The following is a 23,075-nucleotide window of genomic DNA, read 5'->3' on the forward strand; positions in this document are numbered from 1 at the left end:
CACGCGGGCCCTCCCGCGAGCCGACGCTCGAGCCGGGCGCTACGGGGCGCGTCCAGGCACCGAAGAGCCGAACACCCCGGCATCCGCTCATCGAACGGTCGCCGGACGAGGTCGGGGTCAGCCCCCGACCGCTGCCCGTCGTCGGCCGCGCCAGGCCTTCCACGCACCGGTCGACCAGAGCGCCCAAAGCACGAGCAGGGGCTGGAAGAGCAGACGGATGCCGCGGGCGAGGTCGGTGTCGAGGCCGAACGCGTCGGTGCCCCGGACGAACTGCTCGATGTTGCCCGGGAAGATCGCGACGAAGAAGGCCGCGACGATCCAGCCGACGGCGACGCGCCAGCGACCGAGGACGAGCAGCGCGAGTCCCAGCAGGATCTCCACGACCCCGGATGCCACGACCGTGACGTCGACCGGGAGCGGCAGCCACGACGGCACCTGAGCGACGAAGTCGTCGCGCGCGAACGTGAGGTGCGCGGTACCGGTGAACACGAGCGCGGCCCCGAGCAGCCAGCGGGCGAGGGTGCGCGGGAGGCTCATCCTCCGAGGATAGGCGGGTCGCCCCCTCCGGCGAGTGTCCAAGAAACGCCGCGTGCACACCGGCGGCGACGGCGCGTCTCGGACACTCAACAGGGGGGCGACCGGGGAACGGGTCAGCGTCGCAGGATGCGCTGGGCGAGGGTGTTGCCGAGCAGCTGGCCGGCCTGCACGATCACGACGATGATCGCGACGGTCACCCAGGTCGCCTGCTGGTTGAACTGCTGGTAGCCGTAGATGATCGCGAAGTTGCCGAGGCCGCCGCCGCCGATGTACCCCGCCATCGCCGACATGTCGACGACCGCGATGAACATGAACGTGTAGCCGAGGATGAGCGGCGCGAGCGCCTCGGGGATGACGACCCCGAACAGCACGCCGATACGGCGCGCCCCCACCGCGCGAGCCGCCTCGACGGTGCCGGGGTCGACGGCCACGAGGTTCTGCTCGACGACGCGGGCGATCACGACGGTGGCCATGATCGTGATCGGCACGATCGCGGCATCCGTCCCCAGGGTCGTCCCCGTCACCGCGCGGGTGACCGGGGCCACGGCGGTGAGGAAGATGATGAACGGGATCGGCCGGATGACATTGATCACGAGGTTCGCGACGAAGAAGACGACGCGGTTCTCGAAGAGGTTGCCGGGCCGGGTGGCGTACAGCAGCGCGCCGATGGCGAGTCCCGCGACGCCCGCGATGAGCAGCGACACCGCCACCATGTAGACGGTCTCGCCGATGGACTGCAGCAGCACCGGGGTGAGGGTGTCCCACTTGTTCACGAGCGCACCTCCGCTGTGGGAACGACGACGTCGGTGTGCGCGCGCAGCTCGGCGACGATCGGGGCAAGATCCTCGGCGTGCACACGATAGGTGAGGGTGCCGAGCTGCTTGCCGAGCACGTCGGTCACCCCGCCGTAGACCACGGAGTGCCGCGCCCCGTGACGGTGGAACATCGCCGAGACGTCTTCGCTCGAGAACTCGTTGACCTCGACGCTGACGAGGTCGCCACCGCCCGCGGCGAGCGCCGACAGCGCCTCGCCCGAGGGCACGCCCTGCGTCACCGCGGCGACGAAGCGCTTGGTGAGCTCGGCGCGCGGGTGCGCGAACACGCGGTACGTGTCGCCGCTGTCGACCACGCGGCCGCCGTCCATCACGATGACCTGGTCGCACAGCTCGTGCACGATCGAGATCTGGTGCGTGATGACGACGATCGTGATGCCCAGGCGCCGGTTGATCTCGCGCAGCAGGTCGAGCACTTCGGCCGTCGTCTGCGGATCGAGGGCGCTCGTGGCCTCGTCGGCGAGCAGGATGCGGGGGTCGGTCGCGATTGCGCGCGCGATCCCGACGCGCTGCTTCTGGCCTCCCGAGAGGCGCCGGGGGTATTGCTTCGCCTTGTCGCCGATGCCGACGAAGTCGAGCAGCTCCGCGACGCGCTTGTCGCGGTCGGCCTTCTTCCATCCCGCCACCTTGAGCGGGTAGGCGACGTTGGCGGCGACCGTTCGCGAGGTGAAGAGGTTGAACTGCTGGAAGATCATGCCCACGCGGCGGCGGAGATCGCGCAGCGCCGACTCGCTGGCATCCCCCACGTTCACGCCGAGCACCTCGACGGTGCCCGAGGTCGGCTTCTCGAGGCCGTTCAGCAGGCGCACCAGCGTCGACTTGCCGGCGCCCGAGTACCCGATGACCCCCACGATCGAGCCCTCCTCCACGCTCACCGTGACGTCGTCGACGGCGGTCGTGGAGGAGCGACGATCGGTGCGGAAGTCCTTGGTGACGCCCCGCAGCTCGATGACCGCGGTCATCCGTTCTGGGCCTTGAGGGCGTCTTCGAGGCTCGTCAGCTCGTCCTGCAGCTGCGCGCCGGTCCACTCGGTCTTGAACTGCAGGTTGCCCTGGTTCAGCTCGGTGACCGCGGCTTCGACCTCGGGCGAGTGGTAGGCGGCCACGAGCTTCTCCCAGCGCGGGTCGTCCTTCTTGTCGTCGCGAGTGACGAAGGCGTTGATGTAGGGCGCGAGCTGCGGGTTGTTCAGGTCTTCCTTGAAGATGATGAGCTCGTCGCCGAGCCCGCCCTTCTGCGCCTGCGTGTTGTTGACGATCGCGGCCTGGGCGCTGCCGTCCTTGAGCGCGGTGACCGTCTGGTTGGTGTCGACCGGGAGCAGCTCGACCTTCGAGGTCTCGATGTCGGCGGGGGTCGACAGGGCGGTACCGCCGTCCTTGAGCGTGAGCAGACCCGCCTTCTGGAGGTTGAGCAGGCCGCGAGCGAGGTTGGTCGGGTTGTTGGGGATCGCGATCTTCGCGCCCTCGGGCAGGTCCTTCACGTCGGTGTACTGCTCGGAGTAGAGAGCGAGCGGGTAGACCGCGGTCGCGCCGACCGGCACGAGCGAGCCGTTGTTCTCGACGTTGAACTGCGAGAGGTAGATGAGGTGCTGGAAGAGGTTCACGTCGAGCTCGCCGTCCTGCACGCCCTGGTTGAGCTGGACGCCGTCGTTGATCGTGCGCACCTCGAGATCGATGCCTTCGTCTGCCAGCTTCTGCTTCAGCACCGCCCAGTGCGCCTCGTTGCCGTCGTCGGCGCCGAGGACGATGCGCGAGGAGTCGTCGGAGGATGCCGCTCCCCCGGCGCACCCGGTGAGGGCGAGGAGGAGGGCTGCAGTGGAGGCGCCGAGGATCGTGGCCAGGCGGGCGGTGCGGTGCGAAGTCATGACACCACGTCAACATGCGCGCGCGCGAGGCTCAAACCGGGCCGTTACGGCCGGTAACCGGTCGTCATACGGCGTCATCGATTCGACGGATCGCCCGCTCGATGGCATCCCGGGGTGGGCGCGTATGCGCGTCAGCCCCTCCGCCCCGTGTGGGAAGCGGAGGGGCTGACGCGACCGATCACGGGCCGGTGAGGACCGCCCCGTCCACCCACGCCTGAGCCGCGCCGCTGTTCTTGTAGAAGTACAGCAGCGCAGACGTCGACGACGCCCCCGTGGTGAAGGTGACCGAGGCCTGCTTCCAGCGACTCGTGGTCACCGGCGACGAGACCTCGGCGCCTCCGAAGTTCTTCGCCCCGAGGTACACCGGCTCACCGGCCGCCGACTTCGCGAAGCCGCTGAAGGTGTAGGTCGTGTTCGGCGTCAGCCCCGAGACGACCTGGTACACGCCCTTGCCCGCACCGGTGAAGGTCGCGGCGTAGCGGCCGTCGTAGACGTTCGTCGAGGTCACGGATGCCGCACCCTCGACCGACCAGGAGCTCAGGTCGCCGCTCTCGAAACCCGGGTTCAGGACGCCGGCGTTCGTGAGCTCCAGCTCCGCGAGCTGCAGGCGGTACACCTGCGACGAGCCCTCCGTCACGGGCTGGCCCTGCTTCGTGGCGGTCAGGCGCACGTAGCGGTACGACGCCTTGCCGGTGGAGAACACCTGAGGTCCCGCCACCTTCTGGCCCGCCTTGTACCCGGTCTTGCTCACCAGCGACGTCCACGTCGTGCCGTCGTTGGAGCCCGCGAGCGTGAAGTCCACCGGGAAGCTCGAGCCGTCGGCATCCTGATCGTCTCGTGGCCAGAGGGTCGCGGTGTCGAACGCCTTGGCGCTTCCGAGGTCCAGCTGCACCCACTGCGTCGCCTGCGCCGTCGAGGTGGCGTCCGAGGTGAAGCCCTGCGAGATCCCGCCGGTGTCGGAGGCGTTGTAGGTGTGACGACGCCCGTCGACGAGCTTCGCCCCGCCCCAGCCGCCGCCGGTGTAGCTGGTCGAGCTGGTCACGGTGCTCGCCCGCGCCACGTTGGTCGACGACGACGGCGTGCTCAGCGAGACCGCACCCGCGGCCTGCGTCGAGGGAGCGAGCACGAACAGCGACACGGACTTCGCGGGCATGCTCACCTGCGACGACCAGGTGGATGCCGGTGCCGAGACGTTCACGCTCGAGGGGCGCAGCAGCTCGTTGGGGCCCGTCGTGCGGTTGCGCGTTCCCGCGGACCAGTCGGCGTAGTAGTTGCCCGACGTGGCGGTGACGTCGTAGCGGGTGACCGAGAAGGTCGACGACCCGAAGGGCAGCGAGCTCGCCGAGAGCGACACGGTGGAGGCGTCGGAGCCGTCGTTCCACGCGAGGAACGCGGTCGTCTTGCTCGTGGTGTCACCGGTGGCGATCGCGCCCACGGAACGGTCGGTGGGCGCTCCCGAGGTGGTCGAAGTCAGCACCGTCGAGGGCATGAGGTCGACCATCTCGAACACGTTGCCGACGGCCTTGCGGTGCCCTTCCACGGTGAGCAGGCCGAGGTCGGTGGAGAAGTCCGCCGTGGGGTTCCACCCCTCGACCGGACTGAAGAAGAACACCCCGTTCAGCGTCGGCTGCAGCAGCGCCGACGTGAGGCGGCGCGCCGTGTAGGAGGCGAGGACGTTCGTGTCCGCGTCGCCACCGGGCGTCGAGCCGAAGGCGGCCGTGGTGTGCCACTCGGTGATGTACTGCTTCTTCGCGGGGATCTTGCGCGAGGAGAGCATCGAGGCCACCGTCGCCGACTCCGAGAAGTCGGTGCCGCCGTAGTCGTGCCAGCTGACGAAGTCGAAGGGCACGCTGGGGTTGGCCGCGATGTAGTCCAGGAACGACCCCATGATCGACGCGTTGATGTCGTACACCGCGGGACCGCCGATCTGCGCGGTGGGATCGGTGTCCTTCACCGCCTTCGCCGAGGCCGCGTACAGGTCGTTGAAGGCCGACGCCCCCGACTTCCAGAACGAGAAGTCCGGCTCGTTCCACACCTCCCAGTTGAGCCCGGTGTGGCCCAGGTCGGCGTAGTGCTTCACGGTCGTCGAGACGACCGTCGACCAGTCGGTGAGGCTGGAGGGAGCGGTGAACTTGTCCTTCGCCAGCGCCCCGGGCATGTAGCTGAGGGTGAACCAGGGCACCATGCCCTGATCTAACAGCGGCAGGACCACGGAGTCCAGCTTGGTGAAGTCGAAGGTCAACGCTCCCGCCGCGTTTCGAGAGACGAGCCCGTAGAAATCGTCGTCGAAGATGTGGTCGATGCGAACCGACCGCAGGCCCGTGGAGTTGACCTGCCCGAGCGTCTCGGGCAGCAGATGGAGGTTCTTCGTGACGGCGTAGCCGCCCTGAGAACCGTTGAGCAGTCGTGCATCGTCGAGCTGCTGACCCGCATCGGTGCCGTACGTCGCGCTGAACGTGACGGAGCTGGCCGCCACCGCCGGCGGCGCGGACGCCCCGGCCAGCACCAGGGCACCGATCACGGCCCCGACGGCCGCGTTTCTTCTGATGGACACGGATTTCTCCTCTTCATCGACAGACCGGCGGCGTCGTCGCCGCCGGGGTCGTGGCAGGTCGACCGCCGTCACGGTCGACCTGCCACGGTGATCACACCGCGACGGTCGGTGCGAACTCTGCGGAGAGCCGGTGCACACCGGCTCCGATTTCGGCGTCGACCTCGCCCAGCCGCACCTCGGCCACCACGCCCGGGGGCACCGTCACCTCGAGATGCACGGTGGCACCCTCGCGACGCCAGGCGACGGCGATGCGGCCATGAACGCTGTCGTACGACGTCGATGCGTCGTCGATGCCGTCGATGGGCCGCGGCGCGACGCGCACGCGGGAGTACCCCGGCTCCAGCGGAGCCAGCCCCGCCAGCTCCCGGTGCATCCAGTCGGCCACCGCCCCCAGGGCGTAGTGATTGAACGAGGTCATCTCGCCGGGGTTGATCGTTCCGTCCGGCAGCATCGAGTCCCAGCGTTCCCAGATGGTGGTCGCGCCCATGGTCACCGGATACAGCCACGACGGGCATTCGCGCTGGAGCAGCAGTCGTCCGGCGGTGTCGAGGTGGCCGGTGCCGCTCAGCGCGTCGAGGACGTAGGGCGTGCCGGCGAAACCGGTGGAGATGCGGTGCCCCGACGCCTCGACGAGCTCCGCGAGACGGTCTCCGGCCCACGAGCGCTCCTCGTCGTCGAGCAGCCCGAAGGCGATGGCGAGCGCGTACGAGGTCTCGCAGTGGTTGCGCAGCCGCTGCTGGCCGGAATCGACGTAGGCCTCGCGGAAGGCGCGTCGCGTGGCGTCGCGGAGGTGCTCGAGCTCGCTGCGGACGTCCCACCGACCCAGCACCTCCACGACGCGCACGGCGAGGTCGGCGGAGCGGTACAGGCACGCGGTGGCCACCAGTCCCCGGTCGGCCTTGGCCGCGGCGGGGTCCTCGGGCGGCGCATCGGGGTCGAGCCAGTCTCCGAACTGGAACCCGCGGTCCCACAGACCGCTCTCCGACACCAGCGTCGAGACGTGGCGGAGGTGCGACAGCATCCCCTCGACGTTCTCGGAGAGCACGCGGACGTCACCGGATGCCATCCACACGGCCCACGGGACCCAGACGATCGCGTCGCTCCACACCGCCGTCGAGTCGACCGGGGTGATGTCCTGCGGCACCCCCACGTACTTCAGCACGTCGGGCACGACGTACGGCACCACTCCCCCCTGGTGCTGCTGCTCGACGGACACGTCGCGCAGCCAGTCGCGCAGGAAGTCGCCGACATCGAACAGGTAGGCGCTCGTGGGCGCGAAGACCGCGATGTCACCGGTCCATCCGAGACGTTCGTCGCGCTGCGGGCAGTCGGTGGGGAGGTCGACGAAGTTGCCCAGCGTGCTGTTGACGACGTTCTCGTGCAGCTGGTTCAGCAGCGGGTCGGAACTCGAGAACGTGCCGGTGCGCCGCAGGCGCGAACTGATCCGCACCGCTTCGAGTCCGCCCCGGCGCACGGCATCCAGCCCCCCGGGCCACCCGTCGACCTCGACGTAGCGGAAGCCGTGGAAGGTGAAGCGGGGTTCGAAGACGTCCGCGCTCCCGGAGAGGACGAACCGATCGGTCGCACGCGCCGAGCGCAGCGGGCGGATGCCGATCTCGCCCCGTTCGAGAACCTCGGCGTGACGCAGGGTCACCGTGCTCCCCGCCGGACCGGCGACCTCGGCGCGGACCCACCCGACGAGGTTCTCGCCGAAGTCGACGATCACCCGGCCCGCGGGCGAGAGCCACGCGTCTCGGACCGGGAGTGTCTCGACGGGCGCGACAGGGGGCCCGATGTACGGCTCGAAGTGGACGGAAGGGGCGTCGATCACCTCGACCTCCGCCGCGACGGGCGCAGCGCCGCGCCGACGAGCGTCGATGGTCTGGCCGTGATAAAGATCGTCCTCCACGGTGTCGGCGGCGTGCACCGACCACGATGCGTCGCTCGCCCAGACCTGCGTGTGGCCGTCGGCGAAGACGAGGTCGACCTCGGCGATCCCCGCGAGGCGGTCGCCGTAGACGCCGGTCGCCCCCATCCAGGTCAGGCTCCCGCGGTACCACCCGTTGCCGAGCGTGAGTTCGAGCGTCGATTCGGCCTCGACGAGCGCGGTGACGTCGGTCTCGGCGACCCGCACGCGCCATTCATAGCTCGACCAGCCGGGGGTCAGCAGGTCGTCGGAGACGCGGGCGCCATTGAGGGCGGCCTCCACGACGCCGAGTGCGGAGTACCGCAGGGTGGCGCGGACGAGCTCGCCGTGACCCGGGTCGAGGGTGAAACGGCCCACCAGGGTGGGGGCGCCGTCCACGGGGGTGGCAGGCGAGATGAGTCGAGCGGTGGTGAACATGATCAGCCCTTGATCGCCCCGCTGGTCATGCCCGCCACGATCTGGCGGTTGAAGAAGACGTACATGACGAGCGGCGGGATGGTGATGAGGAGGATGTCGGCGAACAGCAGGTTGAACTGCCCCGCGCTGGTCGAGCTCGACGCGTAGGCGTAGAGCGTCAGCTGCACGGTCGCGTTGGCGTCACCGGGGAGGAAGTACAGCGGGTTGGCGAAGTCGTTGAACACCGCCACCGACTGCACGACGATGACCGTGACGATGACCGGCTTCAGCAGCGGCAGGACCACCTGGAAGAACAACCGGATCGGTCCCGCACCGTCGATGAGGGCGGCCTCGTCGAGCTCCCGGGGGATCGTGGAGACGAAGGCCCGGAACAGCAGGATGCAGAACGACAGGCCGAAGGTCGCCTCGATGAGGACGAGCCCGCCGAGGGTCTTGAACAGCCCGAGGCCCTGGAGAACCCAGATGGTCGGCACGACCGCCGGCGGCACGATGAGCCCGGCGAGCACGAAGAAGTTGACGACCCCGTTCCACCGCGACCTCTTGCGCTGCAGCACGTAGCCCACCATCGCCGCGAGCACGACCATGACGATCACGCTCGCGACCGTCAGCACGATGCTGTTGACGAAGGCGCGGATCAGGATGCCGTTGCGATCGGCGAGGACCGCGGCGATGTTGTCCCACAGCTTCCACTCGCTGGGCCAGCTGAAGGCGAGCATCGAGGCCTCGGGCGCGGTCTTGGCCGCGGTGACGAGGATGAAGGCGAACGGCACGAGGAAGACGACGACCGACACGGCGATGGCGATCGTGCCGACGGTCCACCGTCGAACGGCGAGGCGGCTCACGCGTCCACGCTCCTTTTGTTGATGAGGATCGAGATGGGGATCATGACCGCCGTCACGACGACGAAGAGCACGACGTTGCCCGCGGTCGACAGACCGTAGAAGCCCGCCTGGTACTGCTTGTAGATCACCGAGGCGATGACGTCGGAGCTGAAACCGGGACCGCCCTTGGTCATGGCCCAGATCAGATCGAACGAGCGCAGACCGCCGATAAGCGACAGGATGACGACCGTCCCCGTCGCCGGCCACGACAGCGGGAAGGTGATGTTGCGGAACACCTTCCACGCGCTCGCCCCGTCGACGCGGGCGGCCTCGAAGTACTCCTGCGGGATCGCGACGATGCCGGCGATGTAGATGAGCGTCGCGATGCCCAGGCCCTTCCACACGTCGACCAGGGCCACGCTGACGAGGGCGAGGTTCGGATCGGTCAGCCACCCCGGGCCCTCGATGCCGAAGACCGACAGGGCGCCGTTGACCAGACCGTCGAACGGGTCGAGCAGCACCTTGAACGTCAGGCCCACCCCGATGGTGGACACGAGCACGGGGAAGAACGTGACGGCTCGCAGGTATCCGCGCCCGATGATCTCCGACGTCAGGAGCACCGCGAGCGCGAGCCCCAGCACGACCTTGAGTCCGCTCGTGACGACGGCGTAGACGACCGTGTTCACGAACGCCAGCGACAGCTGCGGGTCGGAGAAGAACTGCACGAAGTTGTCGAGTCCGATGAACTGCACATCGAAGAGCGACCAGCGCGTGAGGCTGAAGTAGAAGGAGGCGAAAGTCGGGACGGCGAAGAGCACCACGTAGAGCGCGGCCGCGGGGATGTAGAACCACGACGGGTACATGCTGCGCGTCTTGCGACCCGCACTCGTCGCGGGGGGCGCGCCTCGACGCCGGTTGCGCACCTGGGGCGGCACCACATTGGCGAACGTCTGGGCCATCGGTCACTCCTTCGTGGGGGAAGAGCGGGGCCGGAGAGGGGGTCTCCGGCCCCGCGATGCGCGGCGGCCTGGGGGCGACGACCGCACGGGGGCGCTGGACTCAGCGCGTTCTCACCAGCCGGCGAGGCCGAGCTGCTGGGCCTGCTTCTTCACGTCGTCGTCGTAGGCGGCCGCACCGTCCTGCGCGCTGGAGATGCCGGAGCCGACGCTGATGGCGATGTTCTCGAGGTTGGGGCCCTTGACAGGCGAGAGGAACTCGAGGGCGGGAGCGCTCTTGCCGTCCTCGATGTACTTCTGGATCTCCGCGACCATGGGGGCGGCGTCCGACGGCACGGAGCACGAGCTGATTGAGAACGGGCCGCCCGCCACGTAGTTGGCGTTCTGGATGTCGCAGCCCTCGGGGGAGTTGACGAAGGCGACGAACTTCTTCGCGGCATCCAGCTTCGCACCCTCGGTGGTCTTGGGGATGTAGACCGCGCTGGGCTCCCACACGGTGAGCGTGGTGTTCGCGGCCTTGTCGGCCGGCATCGCGAAGAAGCCGATGTCGGCGACCGCATCCGGGTTCGACTGCGTGATGTTGCTCAGGACGGCGCTCGAGAGCATGGGGTACATCGCCGCCTTGCCCGCGGCGAGGGCGGCGGAGCCCTCGGCGGCCGTCGCGGTGGCGAAGTCGGCGTTGAAGAGGCCCTTGTCGAAGGCGTCCTGAAGGTGCGTGAAGCCGGCGAGGGCGGGCCCCTGGGCGAACTTGGCCTTGTTGTTCGTGAAGTCGTCGGCCCAGTTCTCGTCCTGCGTCCGGACGTTGCCGAAGTCGGCGAGCAGGAACAGCTGCGAGGTCCAGGTGTCGCCGTAGGTCTGCTCGATCGGCGTGATCCCCGCCGCCTTGATCTTCTCGGCGGCCGCGACCAGCGACGACCAGTCGGTCGGCACGCTGATGCCCAGGTCGGAGAAGACCTTCGTGTTGTAGGCGATACCGCCCGCCATCGACGTGCCGAGAGGTGCGCCGTAGGTGCCGTTGTCGGTGGACGCGACGGTCTTGAAGTTGTCGGTGACCTCGGACACCCACGACTCGTCGGCGAGGTTCGCCAACGTCTGGTCGGGGTTGAGTGCCTGGAAGAGCGAGCCGGTGTTGTAGAAGAAGACGTCGTCCATCTCGCCGGTCGACAGCTGGGTCTTGACGAGGTTGTCGCCTTCGGTGCCGCCGGGACGGGTGTTGAGCGTGACCGTGATGTCGGGGTTGGCCTTCTCGAACGCCGAGATGAGCGCGTTCCCGGTGGCGATCGAGTCGTCGCCGTTGGTGGTGAGATAGGTGATCTCGACCTTGCCGTCGGCGGAGCCGCCTCCCGTTGCGCCGGAGCAACCGGCGAGGGCGAGGGCGGCGAGGCCGACGCCGGCGACGACGGTCGTCGCCCGGCGCGGGGTGATGAATGAGGACACTGCTTACCTCCTTGTAAGGGGCCGGATGCTGGGGACTCCGGCCGATGCGACGCCTCGGGACTTCGGTGCGAGATCGAGTGTAAACCGATCTACACAGGGCGACGAAGTGAGAATAAACCGACTGGCGCGATTTCGTCAACCGATCTACATTGAAGGGACCGACCGAAGGAGCTCGATGCTGGACAACGCATCACCCCCGGGCCCACCGACCCGCGCAGCGACGATCGAAGACGTCGCGCAGCACGCCGGCGTGTCCAAAGCCGCCGTCTCGAAGGTGATCCGCGACGCCTACGGCGTGAGCGATCAGATGCGCGAGCGGGTGACGGCATCCATCGCGGCGCTCGACTACCGTCCGCGGGTGGCGGCTCGGGCGATGCGCGGCTCGACGGCGACCATCGGCGTGCAGCTGCCCCAGGTCGACAACGAGTTCTTCACGCGCATCCTCACCGGCATCGTGCAGGAGCTAAACGCCTCGGCCTACCAGTTGATCATCGCCCCGATGGCCGACCCGGTCAGCGGCACGGCCGCGCTCGAGAGCCTGTACGACCGGCAGGTCGACGGCATCATCGCGGTCGCCCCGGCCGTCCCCCAGGCCTGGCTCGAGGGTCTCGCGCGGCGCGTTCCGCTGGTGCAGGTGGGCCAGCACGACCACCCGCAGCACTACGACGTCGTGGTCGGCGACGACGATGCCGGCGCGCGGCTGGTGATGGAGCACCTCTTCGACTCGGGCCACACCCGCATCGTGCACGTGACCAACGACGAGCGGATCCTCGTCGAACCCCGCACCGACCCGCATCCGCGGCGGCTGAGGGTGTACGAGAGCATGATGCGCGAACGGGGGCTCGAGCCCGACGTCATCCGCATCGATTCGTCCGATCACGACACCCGGCACACCGTCAACGACCTGCTCGATCGCGCGACGCCTCCGACGGCGCTGTTCGCGGGCCACGACTCCCTGGCGCTGTCCGCGCTCGAGGTGTCCGCCGAGCGCGGAGTGGATGCCGCGGAGTTCGCGGTCGTCGGCTACGACGACGTGCCGATCGCCAGCCATCCGCTCATCGGGCTCTCCACCGTCGACCAGCACGGGCAGGAGATGGGCGCCACCGCGGCGCAACTGCTGCTCGAGCGCATCGGCGGACGGCAGGACGCGCAGCGGCGGGTGTTCTCCCCCGCGCTCCGGGTGCGCGCGACCAGCGGGTCCGCTCCCGCGGTCCGACGCACGGAGTCCTGAGGAACCGCCTCTCCTCGGCCCGGCCCGACGCCTCCCCCGAGGCGGATAGCCTGGAAGGCGATGTCACGGGATGAGAACGCGCGAAGAAGACTCTCCCGGAACAGCCCTCAGGGGCTCGTCGTGCTGGTGCTGGCGCTGGCGGGACTGTGCTCGTCGTTCATGTTCACCCTCGTGGTGCCCATCCAGTCGCAGCTCCCGCAGCTGCTGAACGCCTCCCGCGACGACACGGCGTGGGTCGTGACCTCCACCCTGCTCGCCGCGGCTGTGATCACACCCATCGCCGGCCGGCTCGGCGACATGTACGGCAAACGGCGCATCGTGCTCGTGCTGCTGGTCGTGATGATCCTCGGGTCGGTGGTCGCCGCCCTGTCGACCGGCATCGTCGGCATGATCGTGGGCCGCACCCTGCAGGGCGCGATCGTGGGCGTCGTGCCGCTGGGCATCTCGATCATGCGCGACGTGCTGCACGAGAACCGCGTCGACAGCGCCATCGCGCTGATGAGCGCGACGCTCGGCGTCGGCGGCGCACTCGGACTGCCGATCAGTGCGCTGGTGTCCGAGAACACCGACTGGCACTGGCTGTTCTGGATCGCCGGAGCCCTCGGCGCCGTCGTCTTCGCGCTGATCCTCTGGATCGTCCCGGTCAGCGTGCTGCGGACCGCCGGACGCTTCGACTACCTCGGCGCGGTAGGCCTGGCGGTCGGCCTCATCGGCGTCCTGCTCGCCGTGTCGCGCGGCAACACGTGGGGCTGGACCTCTCCGCTCACGCTGTCGCTCGCGATCGGCGGGGTGGCCGTGCTGCTGCTGTGGGGCTGGTTCGAGTTGCGCGTCGAGAACCCGCTGCTCGACCTGCGGGTCGCCGCCCGCCGACCGGTGCTGCTGACGAACCTGGCATCCATCGCCATGGGTTTCGCGCTGTTCACCTCGAACGTCGCGTACCCGCAGATGCTCGAACTGCCGGTGGCGACGGGCGTCGGACTGGGCCTGTCGCTGCTGGCCGCGAGCCTCGTCGTCATGCCGTCGGGCCTGGTGATGATGGTGCTCTCCCCCATCTCCGGGACCCTCGCCCGAACGATCGGGCCGCGCGTGCTGCTGGTCGCCGGGTCGATCTCGCTCATCCTCGCGTACGGCTTCAGCCTGATCTTCTCGACCGAGGTCTGGCACTTCGTCGTCGCCAACATCCTGATCGGCTTCGGCATCGGGTTCGGGTACGCCGCGATGCCGATGCTCATCATGCGCGCTGTGCCGCCGAGCGAGACCGGCGCCTCGAACGGACTCAACGCCCTCGCCCGCTCCCTCGGCACGAGCACGGCGGCGGCCATCGTCGGCGTCGTGCTCGCGACGCTGTCGACGGGCGACGGCGAGACCCGTGTGCCGACCTCGCAGGCGTTCCAGGTGTCGTTCGTGCTCGGCATCGGGGCGGCGGCGATCGCCCTGGTGCTGGCGCTGCTCATTCCGACGCGGGAGAACCCGAGCGGGGCGCGCGCGTCTCTTCCCGAGTGAGGCTCAGCCCTCGTCCGACGCCCCCGTCGACCGACCGCGCGAGCCGAACGTCCGCCGCATCCACGCCGTCGCCCGCCCGGTCTGACGATCGGTGAACTCGTTCGCCAGAGCAAGGGCCTCGGCGCCGATGTCGGCGCCGCCGTCGATCGCGCGCAGCGAGCGCAGCGCCCGATCCTCCTGGCTCTCCGCGTCACGGTCCATGGCATCCACGCTACGCGTCGGCCCTCAGTCCAGCAGCAGCGCCGGCTCCTCCAGCACGGATGCCACGTCGGCGATGAACCGCGAGATCCCGTCGCCGTCGACCACGCGGTGATCGAACGAACCCGACACGGTGGTCACCCAGCGTGGGCGCACCTCGCCGTCGACGACCCACGGCTTCTGGCGGATCGCACCGAGCGCGATGATGCCGGCCTCGCCGGGGTTGATGATCGGGGTCCCGGCATCCACTCCGAACACGCCGATGTTGGTGATCGTGAAGGTGCCGCCGGTCTGATCGGCCGGGCTCGTCTTGCCCTCGCGCGCGGTCAGCGTGAGGGTCTCGAGGGCCTTGGCGAGCTCGCGCGTCTTCATCGCCTGCGCGTCCTTGATGTTCGGCACGAGCAGGCCGCGGGGCGTCGCTGCGGCGATGCCGAGGTTGACGTAGTGGCGCACCGAGATCTGCGCGCCGTCTTCGGTGTCGACCCACGCGGCGTTGATCATCGGCGTGCGGCGCAGGGCCCAGATCACGGCGCGCGCCATGATCAGCAGCGGAGAGATCTTCACGTCGGCGAAGTCGGGCGAAGCCTTCAGGCGCTTCACGAGCTCCATCGTGCGCGACGCGTCGACATCGACCCACACCGACACGTGCGGGGCCGAGTAGGCGCTCGAGGTCATCGCGTTGGCGGTGGCCTTGCGTACGCCGCGGACGGGGATCGACTCCTCGCGAGCGTCGACGGGGGCGGATGCCGACGGCGCGGTCGCAACGGGAGCGGCGACCGGGATCGTCTCCTCGCGCACCTCGCCCCACGCGGGCGTCTCGATGTTGCGGAAGACGCTCGCCTGCTCGGCGTGCTTCACGACGTCGTCGCGGGTGACCTCGCCGGCGGGGCCGCTCGGCGTCACGGCCGAGAGGTCGACGCCGAGATCGCGCGCGAGCTTGCGGATCGGGGGCTTGGCGACCACGCCGACCGAGGCCTTCACGGGGCGCTCCGCGGACGGTCCCTGAGCCTGTCGAAGGGTACGACGACGCGACGACACCGCGCCCCCCGTGCCGTAGCCGACGAGCACTGCTCCGCCGGGGTCGCTGGGCTCGGGAACCGTGGCGGGCGCCGCGGGCACCGGGGTGCCGGCATCCGCTGCTCCGATCGTGATGATCGGGGCGCCGACCTCGACGGTGGACCCCTCGGATGCCAGCAGCTCGCCGACCGTGCCGGAGTACGGCGACGGCAGCTCGACGAGCGACTTGGCCGTCTCGATCTCGACGATCACGTCGTTGACGGCGACGGTGTCACCCGGCGCGACGCGCCACTGCACGATCTCGGCCTCGGTGAGGCCTTCCCCGACGTCGGGGAGGACGAAGGTCTGCTCGGTCACGGTGTGTCCTTTGCTCGGGAGCCAGCATTGCACCGGCGTCGCCGCAACGGAATGCGGGAAGAAGGGGTCAGTACGCGAGAGACCGGTCGACGGCCTCGAGGATGCGGTCGGCGTCGGGCAAATAGGTGCCCTCGAGCTTCGCGGGAGGGAAGGGCACGTCGAAGCCCGAGACGCGCAGCACCGGCGCCTCGAGCGCGAAGAACGCCTTCTCCATGACGGTCGCGGCGATCTCGGAGCCGAGAGAGGTGAACCCCGGGGCCTCCTGCGCATAGACCATGCGGCCGGTGCGGCGAACGGAATCCAGCAGCGGGCCGTAGTCGACGGGCGAGAGGGAGCGCAGGTCGATGACCTCGCAGCTCGTGCCCTCGCTCTCGGCCAGGGCCGCGGCCTGCAGGAGCGTCGTGACCATCGCGCCGTGGCCGACGAGGGTCACGTCGGTACCGCGGCGCACGATGCGGCTCGCGTGCAGCGGCAGGGCGGGCGCGTCGAGGTCGACCTCGCCCTTCTGCCAGTACTTGGCCTTGGGCTCGAGGAACACGACCGGGTCGGGAGAGTCGATCGCCTGCTGGATCATCCAGTAGGCGTCGTTGGCGTTCGAGGGGCTGACCACGCGCAGTCCCGCGGTGTGGGTGAAGTACGCCTCGGGGCTCTCCTGGTGGTGCTCGACCGCGCCGATGTGTCCGCCGTAGGGGATGCGGATGACGACGGGCATGCGCACCGCGCCCTCGTGGCGGTTCGTGATCTTCGCCAGCTGCGAGGTGATCTGGTCGAACGCGGGGAACACGAAGCCGTCGAACTGGATCTCGAGCACCGGGCGGAACCCGCCCATCGCGAGACCGATCGCGGTGCCGACGATCCCCGACTCCGCGAGCGGCGAGTCGATGACGCGGCGCGGCCCGAAGTCCTTCTGCAGGCCCTCGGTCACGCGGAAGACGCCGCCGAGCGGGCCGATGTCCTCGCCCATGAGCAGGACGCGGTCGTTCGCCTCGAGCGCGCGGCGGAGGCCGGCGTTCAGCGCGCGGCTGATCGGGAGGTTCTCGCTCACTGCGCTCCCCCTTCCATCGACGCCTCGTAGTCGTCGAGCCAGCGCTGCTCCTCCTGGATCAGCGCGTGCGCCTCGGAGTACACGCTCTCGAACATGTGGGCACGCGGGATCGTGCCGAGCTCGTTCGTGCGCACGCGCACATCGTCGGCGAGAGCTGCGCCCTCGGCATCCGCGTCGTCGAAGAACTGCTGCGAGGCGCCGCGGCCCTCGAGGAACGCGCGCATGCGGGCGATCGGGTCGCGCCCGGCCCACGCCTTCTCTTCGTCGGAGGTGCGGTACTTCGTGGGGTCGTCGCTGGTCGTGTGGGCGCCCATGCGGTAGGTCATCGCCTCGATCGCGCGGGGGCCGCCGCCTGCACGCGCCTCGTCGAGCGCGGTCTTCGACACGGCGTAGCTGGCGAGCACGTCGTTGCCGTCGACCTGCAGGCTCGGGATGCCGTACCCCTCGCCGCGCTTGTACAGCGGCGAGCGCGATTGGGTCGCGACGGGGACCGAGATGGCCCACTGGTTGTTTTGCAGGAAGAAGACCTCGGGGGTCTGGAAGCTCGCGGCGAAGACCATGGCCTCGTGCACGTCGCCCTGGCTGGACGCGCCGTCGCCGTAATAGACGATCACCGCTTCGTCGCGCTCGGGGTCGCCGGAGCCGCTCTTGCCGTCGAACACCAGGCCCATCGCCAGGCCCGTGGCGTGCAGAGTCTGCGCGCCGAGCACGAGCGTGTAGATGTGCGTGTTGCCGTTCTTGGGGTCGGTCGGGTCCCACCCGCCGTGCGTGAGTCCGCGCATGAGCCGGATGATGTCGATCGGGTCGACGCCACGGATGCGCGTGACCACGTGCTCGCGGTACGAGGGGAAGATGTGGTCCTGCGCGCGCGCGGCGCGGGCCGAGCCGACCTGGGCGGCCTCCTGCCCGAACGACGGCGGCCAGAGGGCCAACTGCCCCTGGCGCTGCAGGTTGGTGGCCTGCACGTCGAACGCGCGGATCGAGACCATGTCGCGGTAGAAGGTCTCGAGTTCGGCGTCGGTCAGGGCGTCGATGAGCGGCAGGTAGCGCTCGGCCGCGGGCGTGGGGGCCAGCGTGCCGTCGGCTGCCAGAACGCGCACGAGAGCGGGGTCGTCGAGCGGGGTCATGAACCCACGCTAACGCCCGGCTCATGCGCGAGACCGCATGAGGTGCACAACGGATGCCGGGAACCGGGGTCGATATGCGACAAAACGCCCTACCCGGCCACCGGAGAGTACCGCGCGGACAGGATCCGTGCCGGCTCAGCGCCCAGAGCGTGAAGCCCGAGGGTGCGCCCGGTGAATCCACCGGCGACCTCCGTGGAGAGGTAGCGTCCGTCCTTCTGCGCGAGCCACCGCTCGCCGTCTGCGCCGATCACGCCGAAGCGGAGGTCGTCGGGGCCCTCGGCGGTGGCATCCACCGCCTCGACGACGAGGGTCACGGCCTCGCCGTCGACCCGGCCCACGTCGTCGGAAACGCTGAGCGGGCCGATCCGGGCGGCGAACGTGAGCGCGCCCGCGTCGAGGCGGGCCTCGTACCAGTGACGCTCGTCGAGACGCACCCGCAGCGCCACCGCGCCCGCGGAGGCATCGACCCGAGCCTCGTAGCGCCACCGGAGGTCGCGCGTGCGTGCGGAGAGAGCGGCGGGCGCGCCGGTGGCGGCATCCGTGCGCCGCAGGAGCAGTCCACCGCCGGCCGCCCGCTCGACGAAGGCGGACAGCGGGGCACCGGGGGACACCCAGCGGGGGTGGAGGGGGCCGGTGAAGTCGTCGATGAAGGCCGTGTCGGCCGGAGCGGGGAGCAGATCGTCGACATGGACGACCGGCCACCCGTCGACCCATTCGACGCGGGCGAGGAAGGTCTCGCGACCGTTGACGTGGAACGCGGGGCTGAAGCCCCGCGGGCGCACACCCAGGTACACCATCGCCCAGGTGCCGTCGGGGCGCTCGACCAGGTCGGCGTGGCCGGTGTTCTGCACCGGGGACGAGGTGCTGCGGCGGCTGAGGATCGGGTTGGCGGGGGCCGCTTCGAAGGGTCCGTCGATCGCGCGCGAGCGGGCGACCGAGACCGCGTGCCCGCGCTCGGTGCCGCCTTCCGCGATCAGCAGGTACCACCACCCGTCGCGCTGGAAGAGGTGCGGCCCCTCCGGGTGCGCGAGCCCCGTCCCTCCCCACACGACCCGCGGGCGTTCCCGGACCTCGCCGCGCGCGAGGTCGACGCGCGCCTGCGCGATGACCGGCAGATCGCCGCCGTGGGGGCGCAGGGCGGGGTCGAGACCGCAGTACGTCAGCACGCACGTGCCGTCGTCGTCCCACGCGAGGTCGGGATCGATTCCGCCGAGGCCCGCGAGCACGATCGGATCCGACCACGGCCCCGCCGGATCGGTCGCCGTGACCACGATCTGCTCGCCCGGCGCGTCGACGTTCGTCGTGACCAGGTAGAAGGTGCCGTCGCGGTAGCGGAGCGTCGGGGCGTAGATCCCGCGACTCGGGTCCGAGGCCCCCGCGGGGAACTGGCTCTCCCGGTCGAGGGCGTTGCCCAGCTGCGTCCAGGTGCGCAGGTCGCGGCTGTGCCAGATCGGGATGCCGGGGGCGTACTCGAACGACGAGTTGGCGAGGTAGTAGTCCGCGCCCACCCGGCACACCGAGGGGTCGGGGGAGAACCCCGGGATGATCGGGGTCGTGGCGGCGTCGCGCCCGCCGCCACCCTCCACGGTCATGCCCGAGCGGTCGGGGAGGTGGCCGCGGCGACCTCGACGACGCGATCGAGCGACTCCTCTTCGCCGATCGACACGCGGATGCCGTCGCCGGGGAACGGGCGCACGATGAGCCCGGCCTCCTCGAAGGCGGCCGCGACCTCGGCGGTGCGGTCTCCGGCCGCGAACCACACGAAGTTGCCCTGGGCGTCGGGGACGTTCCACCCGGTCTCGCGCAGGCGCTCGACGAGACGGTCGCGACGCTCGGCGATGACCGCGACGCGATGGAGCAGCTCGCTCTCGGCGTCGAGGCTCGCCAGCGCGGCCGCCTCGCCCGCCGCCGTCACCGACAGCGGGATCGCGGTGCTGCGCGCGGCGTCGAGCACACCGGTGTGGCCGATGGCGTAGCCGACGCGCAGACCCGCGAGGCCGTACGCCTTCGAGAACGTGCGGAGGACGACGACGTTCGGACGCGCCAGCACGGCGCGCACGCGACCGCCCTCGACCGAGGTGGTGTCGGTGACAAATTCGGCGTAGGCCTCGTCGAGCACGATGAGCACGTCGCGCGGCACACGATCGACGAAGGAGACGAACTCGTCGTAGCCGACCGTGGGGCCGGTGGGGTTGTTGGGGCTGCACACGATCACCAGGCGCGTGCGCTCGGTGACGGCATCCGCCATCGCGGGCAGGTCGTGACGGAAGTCGGCGGTCAGCGGCACCTGCACGCTCGTCGCGCCCGCGACGGCGACCAGCGACGGGTACGCCTCGAACGAGCGCCACGCGTACACGACCTCGTCTCCCGGACCCGACGTGGCCAACAGCAGCTGGGCGAGGATCGAGACGCTCCCGGCCGCGACGTGCACCTCGTCGGCCGAGACGCCGTAGCGCGCGGCGAGGCGTTCGCGCAGGCGCGCGGCCGTGGCATCCGGATAGCGGTTGAACGCCCCCGCGGCCCGGACAGCGTCGACGACCCCGGGCAGGGGTTCGAAGGGGTTCTCGTTGCTCGACAGCTTGAAGGCGTCGGGGCTCGCCTGCTTGCCCTGCCGATACGCGGGCAGCGCAGCGATCTCGGGACGGATACGGGGCAGGACCGGGTCTTCGCTCACATCGCGAGCCTAACCGCGAGACGTCGCCGCGCGTCAGACCCCCCTCCTCCCCAGGTGGGGGGATTCCTGCCGCGACGGGACTGCGCGTGCCACGATGAGGGCATGCGCTTCGTCGTCCGCGTCGCCGTCAACGCCTTCGCCATCTGGATCGTCACCCTGCTGCCCGCGCTGCAGGTGACGCTGATCCCGTTCGCCCCCGGGGAGGGGCTGCAGGTGGCGCTCACCGTGCTGGTCGTCGGCCTCATCTTCGCCCTGGTCAACACCCTCGTCGGCACGGTCGTGAAGATCGTCGCGATCCCGCTGTACATCCTCACCCTCGGGCTCATCTCGCTCGTCATCAACGGCTTCCTGCTGTGGCTGACGGGCGTCATCACCGAGAACGGGGACTGGGGTCTGCGCACGGGCGAGTTCTGGCTGACGGTCGTCGCCGCATTGCTCATCGGCATCATCAACGCCGTGCTCGGCGGAATCCTGCGTCCGCGGCGCGACGACCGGGCGCGACGCTGACGGCCGCCGCGCGCAGCCCACTGATGCGCGCGGAGCTCTTCCCCGCCATGATGGAGGGATGACCGCGAGTGCCGACGCGCCCTTCCGCGTCGTGTTCGTCTGCAGCGGCAACATCTGCCGGTCGCCGATGGCCGATGTGGTCTTCCGGCGCATCGCCGAGACGTCGGGACTCAGCGCCCGGATCTCGTCGAGTTCGGCCGGCACGGGCGACTGGCACGTCGGCGAACGCGCCGACCACCGCACGCTCCACGCGCTCGAGCGCCTCGGATACGACGGGTCCGCGCACCGCGCGCGGCAGTTCCAGTTCGCCGACTTCGACCGCAACGACCTGGTCGTCGCCCTCGACCGCAGCCACGAGCGCGTGCTGCGCGGTTGGGCGCGCAGCGACGACGACGCCGACAAGATCGCCCTGCTGCAGTCGTTCCTGCCGGATGCCGAAACCCTCGACGTTCCCGACCCGTACTACGCGGGCCCGCCGATGTTCGACGAGGTGCTCGGTATGATCGAACGCGCCAGCCGCGCCCTGTTCCGGCAGCTCGAGCCCGCCATCCGTTCCGCGGGCTGACCTTTTCGCGCGACCCCCGGGAGACCCGTGTCCGCTCTGCCTCCGCAGCCCCTCAGCCCGCTCGACGGCCGTTACTTCGGTGCCGTGTCCGAACTCGGCGATTACCTGTCGGAGGCGGGCCTGAACCGCGCCCGCGTCGAGGTCGAGGTCGAGTGGCTGCTCGCCCTGACCGACCGGTCGCTCTTCGGTACCTCGCCGGTGTCCGACGCCGACCGCGCGAAGCTGCGCGCGCTCTACGAGGAGTTCGGCGCCGACGAGATCGCGTGGCTGAAGGACAAGGAAGCGGTCACCCGCCACGACGTGAAGGCCGTCGAGTACCTCGTGCGCGATCGCCTCGACAGCCTCGGCCTCTCCGCCCTCGCCGAGCTCACGCACTTCGCGTGCACCAGCGAGGACATCAACTCCACCGCCTACGCCCTCACCGTGCAGCGGGCCGTCGACCGCGTGTGGCTGCCGAAGCTGCGCACGGTCACCGCTGCCCTCACCGAGCTCGCGGTCCAGCACCGCGACGCCGCGATGCTCTCGCGCACGCACGGCCAGCCCGCGACACCCACCACGATGGGCAAGGAGATCGGCGTCTTCGCGTGGCGCCTCGAGCGCGTCATCCGTCAGTTGGATGCCGGGGAGTACCTCGCGAAGTTCTCCGGCGCCACCGGCACGTGGTCGGCGCACGTCGCGGCCGAGCCCGACGTCGACTGGCCCGAGCTGACCCGCTCGTTCATCGAGTCGCTGGGCCTGGGCTTCAACCCGGTCACCACGCAGATCGAATCGCACGACTGGCAGGTCGAGCTGTACGACCGCGCGCGTCACGCCGGCGGCATCCTGCACAACCTCGCGACCGACATCTGGACGTACATCTCGCTCGGCTACTTCACGCAGATCCCCGTCGCGGGAGCGACCGGGTCGTCGACGATGCCGCACAAGATCAACCCGATCCGCTTCGAGAACGCCGAGGCCAACCTCGAGATCGCCGCAGGGCTCTTCGCCACCCTGGCATCCACGCTCGTCACGAGCCGCATGCAGCGCGATCTCACCGACTCCACCACGCAGCGCAACATCGGCGTCGCCTTCGGCCACTCGCTCCTCGCGCTCGACAACCTGCAGCGCGGTCTCACCGAGATCTCGCTCGCCGAAGACGTTCTGCTCGCCGATCTCGACACCAACTGGGAAGTCCTCGCCGAGGCGATCCAGACCGTCGTGCGCGCCGAGATCGCCGCGGGGCGCTCGCAGATCACCGACCCTTACGCCCTGCTGAAGGACCTCACGCGCGGACGCCGCGTCGGCGGCCCCGAGCTCGCGGACTTCGTGCGCGGACTCGACATCGGCGACGCCGCGAAGGAGCGCCTTCTCGCGCTCACCCCCGCGGCGTACGCGGGCCTCGCGTCGCGGGTGGTCGACTCGCTGTAACCGTCAAGGGGCGTACACAGCGGCAGGCGATGCCACCGACACGCCGCGTCCAGCGCCGGCCGCACGGCGTGTCGGGCGTCGGGGCCCGCCGTCGTGCACGC

20 protein-coding genes are annotated in these 23,075 nt (G+C 69.9%); 5 read left to right on the forward strand and 15 right to left on the reverse strand.

Going from position 1 to position 23,075, the window contains the following annotated elements:
* Window positions 1–117: 117 nt before the first annotated feature.
* From RWH44_RS06495 to RWH44_RS06535, 9 genes are all read right to left on the reverse strand, one after another.
* Window positions 118–537, reverse strand: coding sequence for a DoxX family protein (locus tag RWH44_RS06495; RefSeq protein ID WP_298876851.1), 420 nt, complete (start codon window positions 535–537; stop codon window positions 118–120).
* Window positions 538–650: 113 nt separating this feature from the next.
* Window positions 651–1,310 carry a methionine ABC transporter permease gene (locus RWH44_RS06500; protein ID WP_298876854.1) on the reverse strand — a complete coding sequence of 220 codons (660 nt, stop codon included), beginning with the start codon at window positions 1,308–1,310 and terminating at the stop codon, window positions 651–653.
* Window positions 1,307–2,332, reverse strand: coding sequence for a methionine ABC transporter ATP-binding protein (locus tag RWH44_RS06505; RefSeq protein WP_316003938.1), 1,026 nt, complete (start codon window positions 2,330–2,332; stop codon window positions 1,307–1,309). The genes RWH44_RS06500 and RWH44_RS06505 overlap by 4 nt, the downstream gene beginning before the upstream one ends.
* Entirely contained in the window at window positions 2,329–3,231 is a 903-nt protein-coding gene (locus RWH44_RS06510) for a MetQ/NlpA family ABC transporter substrate-binding protein (protein WP_316003939.1), read from the reverse strand. The genes RWH44_RS06505 and RWH44_RS06510 overlap by 4 nt, the downstream gene beginning before the upstream one ends.
* Window positions 3,232–3,409: 178 nt before the next feature.
* On the reverse strand, window positions 3,410–5,785 hold the full coding sequence (locus tag RWH44_RS06515; RefSeq protein ID WP_316003940.1) for a GH39 family glycosyl hydrolase: 2,376 nt from the start codon (window positions 5,783–5,785) through the stop codon (window positions 3,410–3,412).
* Between the two features lie 91 nt (window positions 5,786–5,876).
* On the reverse strand, window positions 5,877–8,129 hold the full coding sequence (locus tag RWH44_RS06520; RefSeq protein WP_316003941.1) for an alpha-L-rhamnosidase: 2,253 nt from the start codon (window positions 8,127–8,129) through the stop codon (window positions 5,877–5,879).
* A 2-nt stretch (window positions 8,130–8,131) separates the two neighbouring features.
* The gene (locus RWH44_RS06525; protein WP_298876872.1) at window positions 8,132–8,971 is read right to left on the reverse strand and encodes a carbohydrate ABC transporter permease; all 840 of its coding nucleotides are present in this window, start codon (window positions 8,969–8,971) and stop codon (window positions 8,132–8,134) included.
* On the reverse strand, window positions 8,968–9,909 hold the full coding sequence (locus RWH44_RS06530; RefSeq protein WP_316003942.1) for a carbohydrate ABC transporter permease: 942 nt from the start codon (window positions 9,907–9,909) through the stop codon (window positions 8,968–8,970). The genes RWH44_RS06525 and RWH44_RS06530 overlap by 4 nt, the downstream gene beginning before the upstream one ends.
* Window positions 9,910–10,020: 111 nt before the next feature.
* The gene (locus tag RWH44_RS06535; protein ID WP_316003943.1) at window positions 10,021–11,343 is read right to left on the reverse strand and encodes an ABC transporter substrate-binding protein; all 1,323 of its coding nucleotides are present in this window, start codon (window positions 11,341–11,343) and stop codon (window positions 10,021–10,023) included.
* A 175-nt stretch (window positions 11,344–11,518) separates the two neighbouring features.
* Here RWH44_RS06535 and RWH44_RS06540 point away from each other — a divergent pair, with 175 nt between their 5' ends.
* Together RWH44_RS06540 and RWH44_RS06545 are read left to right on the forward strand one after the other, a co-directional pair.
* The gene (locus tag RWH44_RS06540; RefSeq protein WP_298876880.1) at window positions 11,519–12,574 is read left to right on the forward strand and encodes a LacI family DNA-binding transcriptional regulator; all 1,056 of its coding nucleotides are present in this window, start codon (window positions 11,519–11,521) and stop codon (window positions 12,572–12,574) included.
* A 60-nt stretch (window positions 12,575–12,634) separates the two neighbouring features.
* Entirely contained in the window at window positions 12,635–14,077 is a 1,443-nt protein-coding gene (locus RWH44_RS06545) for an MFS transporter (RefSeq protein WP_298876884.1), read from the forward strand.
* Window positions 14,078–14,080: 3 nt separating this feature from the next.
* Here the strand turns inward: RWH44_RS06545 and RWH44_RS06550 are convergent, their stop codons facing one another.
* From RWH44_RS06550 to RWH44_RS06575, 6 genes are all read right to left on the reverse strand, one after another.
* Window positions 14,081–14,278 (reverse strand): hypothetical protein, encoded by a 198-nt coding sequence (locus RWH44_RS06550; RefSeq protein ID WP_316003944.1) that lies wholly within the window; start codon window positions 14,276–14,278, stop codon window positions 14,081–14,083.
* 24 nt (window positions 14,279–14,302) lie between these two features.
* Window positions 14,303–15,649 carry a dihydrolipoamide acetyltransferase family protein gene (locus RWH44_RS06555; RefSeq protein WP_316003945.1) on the reverse strand — a complete coding sequence of 449 codons (1,347 nt, stop codon included), beginning with the start codon at window positions 15,647–15,649 and terminating at the stop codon, window positions 14,303–14,305.
* 67 nt (window positions 15,650–15,716) lie between these two features.
* Entirely contained in the window at window positions 15,717–16,694 is a 978-nt protein-coding gene (locus RWH44_RS06560) for an alpha-ketoacid dehydrogenase subunit beta (RefSeq protein WP_316003946.1), read from the reverse strand.
* On the reverse strand, window positions 16,691–17,821 hold the full coding sequence (locus RWH44_RS06565) for a thiamine pyrophosphate-dependent dehydrogenase E1 component subunit alpha (protein WP_298876895.1): 1,131 nt from the start codon (window positions 17,819–17,821) through the stop codon (window positions 16,691–16,693). Before RWH44_RS06565 ends, RWH44_RS06560 begins: the two co-directional genes overlap by 4 nt.
* 89 nt (window positions 17,822–17,910) lie before the next feature.
* Window positions 17,911–19,413: a glycoside hydrolase family 43 protein gene (locus tag RWH44_RS06570; protein WP_316003947.1), complete on the reverse strand. Its 1,503-nt coding sequence runs from the start codon at window positions 19,411–19,413 to the stop codon at window positions 17,911–17,913.
* Window positions 19,410–20,495, reverse strand: a complete 1,086-nt coding sequence (locus RWH44_RS06575; protein WP_316003948.1) for a histidinol-phosphate transaminase — start codon at window positions 20,493–20,495, stop codon at window positions 19,410–19,412. Before RWH44_RS06575 ends, RWH44_RS06570 begins: the two co-directional genes overlap by 4 nt.
* 102 nt (window positions 20,496–20,597) lie before the next feature.
* Between RWH44_RS06575 and RWH44_RS06580 the strand changes: the two genes are divergently transcribed.
* The 3 genes from RWH44_RS06580 to purB are packed head-to-tail and all read left to right on the forward strand — an operon-like array spanning window position 20,598 to window position 22,974.
* A complete protein-coding gene (locus RWH44_RS06580) occupies window positions 20,598–21,002 on the forward strand; it encodes a phage holin family protein (protein WP_298876903.1) in 405 nt (134 codons plus the stop codon).
* 58 nt (window positions 21,003–21,060) lie between these two features.
* Window positions 21,061–21,567 (forward strand): low molecular weight protein-tyrosine-phosphatase, encoded by a 507-nt coding sequence (locus RWH44_RS06585; protein WP_316003949.1) that lies wholly within the window; start codon window positions 21,061–21,063, stop codon window positions 21,565–21,567.
* A gap of 27 nt (window positions 21,568–21,594) precedes the next feature.
* Window positions 21,595–22,974 carry an adenylosuccinate lyase gene (purB, locus tag RWH44_RS06590; RefSeq protein WP_316003950.1) on the forward strand — a complete coding sequence of 460 codons (1,380 nt, stop codon included), beginning with the start codon at window positions 21,595–21,597 and terminating at the stop codon, window positions 22,972–22,974.
* Window positions 22,975–23,075 lie beyond the last annotated feature (101 nt).

It is taken from the genome of Microbacterium phycohabitans (genome assembly GCF_032464935.1).
In the GTDB taxonomy this organism is placed as follows: Bacteria; Actinomycetota; Actinomycetes; order Actinomycetales; family Microbacteriaceae; genus Microbacterium; species Microbacterium phycohabitans.

What these genes read in the sequence shown, in the direction of transcription:
- RWH44_RS06495 (WP_298876851.1), bottom strand. Translation starts at nt 537, where the DNA reads ATGAGCCTCCCGCGCACCCTCGCCCGCTGGCTGCTCGGGGCCGCGCTC.
- RWH44_RS06505 (WP_316003938.1), bottom strand. Translation starts at nt 2,332, where the DNA reads ATGACCGCGGTCATCGAGCTGCGGGGCGTCACCAAGGACTTCCGCACC.
- RWH44_RS06510 (WP_316003939.1), bottom strand. Translation starts at nt 3,231, where the DNA reads ATGACTTCGCACCGCACCGCCCGCCTGGCCACGATCCTCGGCGCCTCC.
- RWH44_RS06520 (WP_316003941.1), bottom strand. Translation starts at nt 8,129, where the DNA reads ATGTTCACCACCGCTCGACTCATCTCGCCTGCCACCCCCGTGGACGGC.
- RWH44_RS06530 (WP_316003942.1), bottom strand. Translation starts at nt 9,909, where the DNA reads ATGGCCCAGACGTTCGCCAATGTGGTGCCGCCCCAGGTGCGCAACCGG.
- RWH44_RS06540 (WP_298876880.1), top strand. Translation starts at nt 11,519, where the DNA reads ATGCTGGACAACGCATCACCCCCGGGCCCACCGACCCGCGCAGCGACG.
- RWH44_RS06545 (WP_298876884.1), top strand. Translation starts at nt 12,635, where the DNA reads ATGTCACGGGATGAGAACGCGCGAAGAAGACTCTCCCGGAACAGCCCT.
- RWH44_RS06550 (WP_316003944.1), bottom strand. Translation starts at nt 14,278, where the DNA reads ATGGACCGTGACGCGGAGAGCCAGGAGGATCGGGCGCTGCGCTCGCTG.
- RWH44_RS06565 (WP_298876895.1), bottom strand. Translation starts at nt 17,821, where the DNA reads ATGACCCCGCTCGACGACCCCGCTCTCGTGCGCGTTCTGGCAGCCGAC.
- RWH44_RS06570 (WP_316003947.1), bottom strand. Translation starts at nt 19,413, where the DNA reads ATGACCGTGGAGGGTGGCGGCGGGCGCGACGCCGCCACGACCCCGATC.
- RWH44_RS06580 (WP_298876903.1), top strand. Translation starts at nt 20,598, where the DNA reads ATGCGCTTCGTCGTCCGCGTCGCCGTCAACGCCTTCGCCATCTGGATC.
- RWH44_RS06585 (WP_316003949.1), top strand. Translation starts at nt 21,061, where the DNA reads ATGACCGCGAGTGCCGACGCGCCCTTCCGCGTCGTGTTCGTCTGCAGC.